Source organism: Falsigemmobacter intermedius (genome assembly GCF_004054105.1).
Lineage (GTDB): Bacteria > Pseudomonadota > Alphaproteobacteria > Rhodobacterales > Rhodobacteraceae > Wagnerdoeblera > Wagnerdoeblera intermedia.
Genome location: NZ_SBLC01000077.1, coordinates 2,501 through 5,449, shown reverse-complemented (window position 1 = coordinate 5,449; position 2,949 = coordinate 2,501). Strand labels below are relative to the sequence as shown.

Annotated in this window: 2 rRNA genes (1 of these 2 running past the window's edge); both read right to left on the bottom strand. The window is 53.8% G+C overall.

The features are described from left to right. Positions 1-40: 40 nt before the first annotated feature. Positions 41-155, bottom strand: a 5S ribosomal RNA gene (gene rrf, locus EP867_RS18655). 88 nt (positions 156-243) lie between these two features. Next, positions 244-2,949: ribosomal RNA gene (locus EP867_RS18650) — 23S ribosomal RNA — on the bottom strand (it continues 130 nt past the right edge of the window).

Genomic DNA, 2,949 nt, shown 5'->3' with positions numbered 1-2,949 from the left:
TATTTGAGATCGTCAGAGAGTTTCTGACAGACTTTATCAGGTCCGGCGACGACCTACTCTCCCACATCTTGAGATGCAGTACCATTGGCATGATCGCACTTAACTTCCGAGTTCGGGATGGGATCGGGTGTTTTACGAACACTATGATCACCGGACCGGTTAAAGTCTGTCAAACATCGGTTTGTTCAAGGGGTACACTGTTGGTGTAGTATGGTCTTCCGAAAGAGTCTTGCTTTTTCCGGATGGATCAAGCCAATCGGGCGATTAGTACCAGTCAGCACACGCATTACTGCGCTTACACCTCTGGCCTATCGACGTGGTGGTCTTCCACGGCCCTAATGGGGAGACCTTGTTTTGAAGGGGGCTTCACGCTTAGATGCTTTCAGCGTTTATCCTGTCCGATCATAGCTACCCTGCACTACCGTTGGCACGATAACAGGTCCACCAGTGGATCGTTCACCCCGGTCCTCTCGTACTAGGGGCAACTCTTCTCAAGTCTCCTACACCCACGGCAGATAGGGACCGAACTGTCTCACGACGTTCTAAACCCAGCTCACGTACCTCTTTAAACGGCGAACAGCCGTACCCTTGGGACCTGCTCCAGCCCCAGGATGAGATGAGCCGACATCGAGGTGCCAAACGATGCCGTCGATATGGACTCTTGGGCATCATCAGCCTGTTATCCCCAGAGTACCTTTTATCCGTTGAGCGATGGCCCTCCCACTTGGGACCACCGGATCACTATGGCCGACTTTCGTCTCTGCTCGACTTGTCAGTCTTGCAGTCAGGCGGGCTTCTGCCATTGCACTCGACGACCGATTTCCGACCGGTCTGAGCCCACCATCGCGCGCCTCCGTTACTGTTTGGGAGGCGACCGCCCCAGTCAAACTCCCCGCCATGCATGGTCCCGGACCCGGATAACGGGCCGCGGTTAGATATCAAGAGTGCGAAGGGTGGTATCTCAAGGGAGCCTCCGCCGAGACTGGCGTCTCGGTTTCAATGGCTACCACCTATCCTGCACATCGCAATCCTGATACCAGTGCAAAGCTGGAGTGAAGGTTCATGGGGTCTTTCCGTCTAACCGCGGGTAGTGTGCATCTTGACACACAGTTCAATTTCGCTGAGTCCACGTTTGAGACAGCGGGGAGATCGTTACGCCATTCGTGCAGGTCGGAACTTACCCGACAAGGAATTTCGCTACCTTAGGACCGTTATAGTTACGGCCGCCGTTTACCGGGGCTTCAATTCGGAGCTTGCACCCCTCCTTTTAACCTTCCGGCACCGGGCAGGCGTCAGACTGTATACGTCGTCTTACGACTTCGCACAGCCCTGTGTTTTAAGTAAACAGTCGCCACCCCCTGGTCTGTGCCCCCTGCCACTAGTTGCCTAATGACAGGGCCTCCTTCTCGCGAACTTACGGAGGCATTTTGCCGAGTTCCTTAAACGTGGTTCTCTCAAGCGCCTTGGTATACTCTACCTGTCCACCTGTGTCGGTTTAGGGTACGGTCTTGTGGAGGGCTATTTCCAGGGACCTCTGAACGGCACATCCAATCCGATAAGGATGTACAATCTTCGAGATCCGTCACCATCTCCTGGCCACGGAATATTAACCGTGTTCCCATCGACTACGCCTTTCGGCCTCGCCTTAGGGGCCGGCTTACCCTGCTCAGATTAGCTTTAAGCAGGAACCCTTGGACTTTCGGCGAGAGGGTCTCTCACCCTCTTTGTCGCTACTCATGTCAACATTCTCGCTTCTGATCTCTCCACCGGATCGCTTACGCGCCGGCTTCACAGAAAGCTCCGCGTCTCTGCGCATCCTTATTGCTAAGGAAGCAAGAGACATGGAGCTATATCACAGAACGCTCCGCTACCACGCACATCGCTGTGCATCCCGAGCTTCGGCTCATGGCTTGAGCCCCGATACATCTTCGCCGCAGGACAGCTTATCTAGACCAGTGAGCTGTTACGCTATCTTTAAAGGATGGCTGCTTCTAAGCCAACCTCCTGGTTGTTTTGGCCGTCCCACCTGCTTTCCCACTTAGCCATGAATTGGGGGCCTTAGCTGCGGGTCAGGGTTGTTTCCCTCTTCACGACGGACGTTAGCACCCGCCGTGTGTCTCCCGGATAGTACTCTTGGGTATTCGGAGTTTACTTAGTCTCAGTAAGGCTGTGGGCCCCCATTGACCATGTAGTGCTCTACCCCCCAAGGTATTCGTCCGAGGCGCTACCTAAATAGCTTTCGCGGAGAACCAGCTATCTCCAAGTTTGATTGGCCTTTCACCCCTAGCCACACGTCATCCAGACCCTTTTCAACGGGTGTTGGTTCGGACCTCCAGTTAGTGTTACCTAACCTTCATCCTGCACATGGCTAGATCACTTGGTTTCGGGTCTGATCCCACGAACTCATCGCCCTTTTAAGACTCGCTTTCGCTGCGCCTTCACCTATCGGCTTAAGCTTGCTCGTAAGACCAAGTCGTTGACCCATTATACAAAAGGTACGCCGTCAGGGCTCGAGGCCCCTCCGACTGCTTGTAGGCGTCCGGTTTCAGGTACTGTTTCACTCCCCTTGTCGGGGTGCTTTTCACCTTTCCCTCACGGTACTGGTTCGCTATCGGTCAGCAAGGAGTACTTAGCCTTCGGGGGTGGTCCCCCGATCTTCAGACAGGATTTCACGTGTCCCGCCTTACTTAATATGTCCAATGGAGCTTCCTGTACGGGGCTGTCACCCTGTATCGCTGACCTTTCCAGGTCATTCCAGTCACTCTTCATGGATCGGCTGGTCCGCGTTCGCTCGCCACTACTAACGGAGTCTCTATTGATTTCCTTTCCTCCGGGTACTTAGATGTTTCAGTTCCCCGGGTTTGCCCTAAAAACCCTATGTGTTCAGGTAATTAGTACCTGGTTCAGACTGTTATGAGCTACCGAGGTAATCATAACGATCTGTCAGGT